This is a genomic window from Gemmata algarum, from assembly GCF_034097035.1.
Taxonomy (GTDB): domain Bacteria; phylum Planctomycetota; class Planctomycetia; order Gemmatales; family Gemmataceae; genus Gemmata; species Gemmata algarum.
Map to the genome: position 1 here is coordinate 1 of NZ_JAXBLV010000036.1, position 5,678 is coordinate 5,678.

At 67.2% G+C, this 5,678-nt stretch carries 7 protein-coding genes; all 7 read right to left on the minus strand.

Going from position 1 to position 5,678, the window contains the following annotated elements; genetic code table 11:
- Window positions 1–640: 640 nt before the first annotated feature.
- The 7 genes from R5W23_RS05620 to R5W23_RS05650 all read right to left on the minus strand — a co-directional run bounded on the left by R5W23_RS05620 (window position 641) and on the right by R5W23_RS05650 (window position 4,736).
- Complete coding sequence (locus tag R5W23_RS05620) at window positions 641–1,132, minus strand: DUF6985 domain-containing protein (protein WP_320685483.1); 492 nt, start codon at window positions 1,130–1,132, stop codon at window positions 641–643.
- A gap of 114 nt (window positions 1,133–1,246) precedes the next feature.
- Window positions 1,247–1,480 (minus strand): hypothetical protein, encoded by a 234-nt coding sequence (locus R5W23_RS05625; RefSeq protein ID WP_320685484.1) that lies wholly within the window; start codon window positions 1,478–1,480, stop codon window positions 1,247–1,249.
- A gap of 538 nt (window positions 1,481–2,018) precedes the next feature.
- Complete coding sequence (locus R5W23_RS05630; RefSeq protein ID WP_320685485.1) at window positions 2,019–2,384, minus strand: hypothetical protein; 366 nt, start codon at window positions 2,382–2,384, stop codon at window positions 2,019–2,021.
- Between the two features lie 218 nt (window positions 2,385–2,602).
- On the minus strand, window positions 2,603–2,944 hold the full coding sequence (locus R5W23_RS05635; protein ID WP_320685486.1) for a hypothetical protein: 342 nt from the start codon (window positions 2,942–2,944) through the stop codon (window positions 2,603–2,605).
- 77 nt (window positions 2,945–3,021) lie between these two features.
- Complete coding sequence (locus R5W23_RS05640; protein WP_320685487.1) at window positions 3,022–3,414, minus strand: hypothetical protein; 393 nt, start codon at window positions 3,412–3,414, stop codon at window positions 3,022–3,024.
- 151 nt (window positions 3,415–3,565) lie between these two features.
- Window positions 3,566–4,069: a hypothetical protein gene (locus tag R5W23_RS05645; protein ID WP_320685488.1), complete on the minus strand. Its 504-nt coding sequence runs from the start codon at window positions 4,067–4,069 to the stop codon at window positions 3,566–3,568.
- A 43-nt stretch (window positions 4,070–4,112) separates the two neighbouring features.
- The gene (locus tag R5W23_RS05650) at window positions 4,113–4,736 is read right to left on the minus strand and encodes a hypothetical protein (protein WP_320685489.1); all 624 of its coding nucleotides are present in this window, start codon (window positions 4,734–4,736) and stop codon (window positions 4,113–4,115) included.
- Window positions 4,737–5,678 lie beyond the last annotated feature (942 nt).

Below are 5,678 nucleotides of genomic sequence, written 5' to 3' on the forward strand. Positions count from 1 at the left end.
GTATCAGGCCGCTCGGATCGGCGGGTCCTCGCCGGTCGCCTTCACCAAGGTGGAGGTGGCGACAACCTTACGACCGCCCGCCGATCCGCGGCGCGTGCAACCACCTCACGGCGGCGGCCGAACGAACAGCTCACCTGCACCGCCAAGATACAGTGAACACTACAACGGCGGCTGATGGCGGTGTCAGGTGCAGCGCCGGGTTCGGCTTCTGCGCTGACCTTCGCGGTTCCGCGGAGCCCGCGCCCGCGTTGCGGATCCGCGAAGCCACCACCGACCCGCACCACCGTGTCGCGGCCCACCGGAGGCCACCCACCACCGCACCTCGCGGCGATGAGCCGCGCCAGACACCCACGGGCACCACGCGGAGCACCACCGATCCGACCCACCGTGTCCCCACCCGCCACCCGCCACCCCCACCGCAAGCTCGCGGCGATGAGCCGCGCCCGCGACCATCGGCACCACGCGGAGCGCCACGCCACCGCCTGATGCACTGCGGACCACACGCACACCGCCGCCCGCGCGATCGGGCGCCTCGGGGTGGCCGAACATACAGCTCACCTGCACCGCCATCATACGATGAGCAGTGCGTTCCAAGTCAGCGGGCGGTGTCAGGTGCAGCGCCGGGTTCGGCTTGCCTTTGCTACAGATCCCAACCACCAAACTCGACCGGCCGCCAGTTGCGGTACAGCACCCCGAGGCCGTGCTCCCGATCCCACTCGCAGTTGAAGGACAGCGAGAACTCAATGGCCGACTTGGTGCGGAAATACAACGGGATGCAGACAACCGGGTCATCGATCAGCCCCCACACCTGTGCCGACTCGGTCAGCTTCGGCGGGCCGGACCCAGGTATCGGCCGGGCTTGCTCATCATAGCTACAGTAGCTCCCGTCCACGTCCGCCTGGTAGTACGCGAACAACGCCTTCTCGAACGCCGGCCGTAGGTCATCAGCGTGGGCGAGGACGGCTTTCAGTACCTTGAGTTGTCGGCTCGTGATGCCGTCCTCGTCCGGGTCAATGGAGACATCGAGTTCTCGGCCCCAGAAGGGGAGGAACGCAGTGCCGTCCCACGTCGGATCCACGAAATGGAAGTCACGGAGCAGCGCGGCGGCTTCAGCAACGCCCGGCGTGTCCATCCGCTGTGCCCTCCGTGGCCGAACGTACAGCTCACCTGCACCGCCACCATCGGATGAGCGGTGCGTCCCAGATCCGATGGCGGTGTCAGGTGCAGCGCCGGGTTCGGCTCGATGCTACTCCTTGCCGAGCACCAAGTCCACCACCCAGCAACCGCGGACATGCGGACCGGGACCGCGGCAGTGGTCCAGCACGTCGGCGCTGTCGCACCCGGCGTCCTGCAGCGCGTCCGCCAGGATGGGCATGGCGGCGAAGTCCCGCGACTCGTACATGCCGGCGGCGACCGCAGCGGCGGTGTCGGTACGCCACTCCGGGGAGAAGGTAACCGGGCGGAAGGGGTTGCCAACCACGTCTCGTAAGAGGTCGGCTTCTTCCGCAAGAACACGGAGGAACGTAACCCGGTCGCCTTCCGTGTCCGCGCGGGCACAAGCCTCCGCATGAGCAGCACTGAGAGCAACACCGGCCCAGGAGCTGGAAACCGACGCCCCGGCCGCCCATCTGGGTGCGAATTCCGGTCGTCGGTCGCTGCCGAGCACTGCGGCACTGGGAGTCACCGCTCTGACTTCTTCCAAGGCCTGCCCGGCGGCTTCCAGTGCGGCGTTAAATACGTCCTTGCTGACCCGGCCCGACGCATAATCCTCCCGAACGACTACAGCCCGCCGGCATCGAGCATCGGGCAGCAAAGGCCAGATGCGGCGGCAACAGGCGGAGGCGAACAATAGCTGCCCCCGCTCAGTCATCTCGCAGCCGACAGGGCCTCGCATCCACCTCGGATCGGTCGCCGCAAGCCACTCCGCTTCGGTCATCGCCCGCCCATCCGCGTCGCCTCCTTCGCCGAACAACAAGCTCACCTGCACCGCCATCACCGGATGAGCGACGCGCTCCCAATCAGATGGCGGTGTCGGGTGCAGCGCCGGGTTCGGCCTCGGGCAACGACCCGCCGGCCGCTAATCCCGGCCACCCGGCGAGGTACGCCTCGAAACTGATGCCCTCATCGGTGTCCCCACCGATCTCTCGGTAGCCCCACATCTCGTCGGTCATCTCGTGCTCTAGCCGCACGTCGATGCCGTGCCCCGTGTGCTCAGCCAAGAACTTCCAGAGCACTTGGTTGAGCTGTGTCCGCGCCCAGTGTGGCAGATCGTTCTCGGTTCCAATGTGGAAGCAGGCGGACGGCGAATGGCCGTGGTTAAGCGCCTTGCCGAGCCACAGCGTCTGGCAGCAGTCGTGGCAGTTCAAGTAGCCGTAGATGCTCACCGCTCGTGCGCCCTCTGGGTGCCGAATGGACAGCTCACCTGCCTGCCCCGTCGGAGGACGCGCCGCGTAGCACTTTAGCGGGGCAGGTCAGGTGCAGCGCCGGGTTCGGCCTCTTGGGGAACCATCGCTCACCGACGCGATCCAGCCCGGTTTCCGGGTCGATGTGCCCGACCGGGTTAAGGTTCGTCGGGGTGGCCCGATCGCCACTGCGACCAGCCTCATCCAAAAAACTCGTTATCCAAGATGGCAACGTCGATGGGTATTCGTTTTGGTATCCGCTCGGACGGGTTGTATGCGACATGAGTGGCTCCTGCGTTTTTCGCTCCGACCATTATGGCCGTCCACTCATCTTTATCGAGGACACCATGACGCTCGACGTTGACGCCGCGCTCGCCGAGTCCGCGGATGAACGCATCGGCTTTGTCGGTGTCGAAGAAAACCATTACGATGCGTGCGCCATACAAGCCGACTTGCCACACCTCGCGAGAGTGGAAGTGAGTCCGGTCGCTCGCATGGATTAAGATGTAGAGGCGCACTCCTGATTGGTCTTCAGTACCCACCCCGCGCCCCCTTTACTTCAGTGCCGAACAACAAGCTCACCTGCACCGCCATCACCGGACACGCGAGGCGTCACACATCAGCTGGCGGTGTCAGGTGCAGCGCCGGGTTCGGCCTCTTGGGCGTGGCCAGCTAGCTCTCGCACCGTCGGCTCTGCAGCCACATACGGTCGGAAGACCAGCCGCACGTACTCGGCGCGCTCGTCTGCAGACCACCTACCCCAACGAGTGCCGGCAGCGGTCGCGGCCAGGTGGCGGCGGACCGACTCGACGATCTCTGCGGTAGGCGGCATGGCCCAGGCTGCGCGAGTCCGCTCGGCACTACCCGGTAGCCGCCCGGCCTCTTGAGCGGCTACAAAGCCGGCCATCGCCCGCTCGCACAGTCGGGCCATGATCGGGCTGCCGGCCAATTCCGGACCGTCGCTCGGGGCGTGGAACTTGGCCGCGAACAGCGCCCGCAGTAGGGTGTTCATCTCGCAGGGGTCATCTACTACGAACAGCGGTGCCACCGCGAGAAGCCCTCTGTATGCCGAACAACAAGCTCACCTGCACCGCCATGATACAGTGAGCACTACAACTGCGGCCGATGGCGGTGTCAGGTGCAGCGCCGGGTTCGGCTCGCCTTTACTCCCACGGCAGCGCCGGCTCGAAGCCGCCGTGTTCGGCGTAGTGCCGGGCCGCCAGCAGCACCTGCCCGATGTCTCGCGTGACATGCCGTGCTGGCGCCCCAAACCCTAGCTCGACCTGCCGCGGGTACAACTCGACCTCCTCAGGCCCACGGACCGGGTCGAGCAGCCGACGCTGGAAGTACCCGCCGAACGTGCCGGCCAGCCACCACACCCCGGCCCCGCCCAGCACCTCCAGCCGCTCGGAGAACTCGTCCACCATCTGGAGGGCCGGGTCGTCGCTGGCCCACAGGAACAGGATCGGGCGCTCCAATCCGTCGAGCCGGCGGATCGCGGCCTCGATCTGTTCCCAGGTCGGGGCGGTAACCTTCTCGGGTGCGCGACGTCGGCCGTCCGAGTGATAGGCCCAAGTCTCCACCACCCGGACGTGCATCCGCGCCCTCTGGTAGCCGAACAAATAGCTCACCTGCACCGCGGCGTCCCGAGCAGCAGTGCGTTCCAAGTCAGCCGGCGGTGTCAGGTGCAGCGCCGGGTTCGGCCTCTGGTCAATCACCGGGGTGGAGACCGACGCGATTCGCCTCCGCGATCGACATCGGTTCCAACGGCTCCATGTCGGGAAACCGGAGACGCCGGACGGCCTTGTCCTTGTGCCCGATGTACCCGAGCGTGTCGCCGTTGATCACCCAACGGCTTTCGATCTTTACGAACCTTGGCGGCCAGAGATCCCCGAGGCGACACGCGAACGTCCAATGCTTTTCGCGATAGATGAGGACCGCTGTCGGACCGACCCACCCGAAGAACCGCACATCACACCCGAAGAATGGGTTGTACGACTCGATGTCAGCGGATTGATCCTTCCCGGTCGAATCGACCAGATGCACGCGGATCGAGACATCAATGTGCCGCTGGTTTGCTCCGTATTGGTTGAACCCGACATCCTTCGCGCGGGACTCGACGAAGGCGATCTGACCGTCGGGTCCAACAGCGGCCCCGATCAGTTCACACTCGTAGCCGTCGGCATCGACGAATGCGACGGGACGGCCCAAACGTCGAGCCGCCGCCGCGACCCGCTCCGGATCGGGTGACTCACCCGCAGACGACCGAATCGGCCAGCCGAACTTCTGCGGGTTGGCCCTGCCGTGGATGAAGAGTCGGTCGTCGTCTTCCAAACCGTGCCCTCCGGTGCCGAACATACAGCTCACCTGCAACGCCAGGATACAGTGAGCGACACAACGGTGGCCGATGGCGGTGTCAGGTGCAGCGCCGGGTTCGGCTTCTGCGCGGGCATGTGCGGTTCCGCGGAGCCCGCGCCCGTACCGTGCATCCGCGGAGCCACCACCGACCCGACCCGCCGTGTCGCGGCCCACCGCAGGCCACCCACCACCGCACCTCGCGGCGACGAGCCGCGCCGACAACCGACCGTATCGGCGGAGCGCCACCGACCCGACCTGCCGTGTCCCGATGCACCGCCGGCCACGACCAACCGCACCTCGCGGCGATGAGCCGCGCCCGGCACCCTCGGGCACCCCGCGGAGCGCGACGCACGGGGTTCACTCACGCGGACCACACGCCCACCGCCACACACGCGCGATCGGGCGCCTCGGGGTGGCCGAACAGACAGCTCACCTGCACCGCCAGGATGGAGTGAGCACTACAACTGCGGCCGATGGCGGTGTCAGGTGCAGCGCCGGGTTCGGCTCGCGAGCCTCCGCGGTTCGGGGTCGCGCGCCGAGCGCCGCGCATCCGCGGAGCCCGTGCCACCGGTGCGGCCGAGCGGAGCACCACCGACTCCGCGCGCCGTGTCGCGGCCCACCGAGGGCCACCCACCACCGACACCTCGCGGCGGTGAGCCGCGCCGACCACTCACGGGCACCATGCGGAGCGCCACCGACCCGCACCACCGTGTCCCGATGCACCGCCGGCCATGCCCAACCGCACCTCGCGGCGACGAGCCGCGCCAGAACCGACCGGCACCACGCGGAGCCCGATGCGCGAGGTTCACCTTCGCGGACCACACGCTCACCGCCACACTCGCCCTCATGCACTCTCGGGTTGCCGAACAACAAGCTCACCTGCACCGCCAGGATCGAGTGAGCACCACAACTGCGGCT